At 54.4% G+C, this 250-nt stretch carries 1 protein-coding gene; it reads left to right on the top strand.

Annotated elements, in window-relative coordinates; genetic code table 11:
* Positions 1-250 (top strand): TIM barrel protein (locus B4920_RS27225; RefSeq protein WP_139379740.1); only part of this gene is annotated, 250 nt, incomplete at both ends.

The following is a 250-nucleotide window of genomic DNA, read 5'->3' on the forward strand; positions in this document are numbered from 1 at the left end:
ACCTGGAGTGGCAAGATAAAATTCTGTCGGCCAAGGAGCTTGGCTTTGATTTCATCGAGATATCCATTGATGAATCGGATGAAAAACTGCAGCGGCTGGATTGGTCAGATAGCGAAATCTATCAGCTCAGACACCTGTGCGAGCAGCACAGCCTCCCGCTCCACTCCATGTGCCTGAGCGCCCATCGCCGCTTTCCGTTCGGTTCGCAGGATCCGGCCATCCGCGAGCAGGCGGCCATCATCATGGAAAA

Source organism: Zoogloea sp. LCSB751 (genome assembly GCF_002028455.1).
Lineage (GTDB): Bacteria > Pseudomonadota > Gammaproteobacteria > Burkholderiales > Rhodocyclaceae > Zoogloea.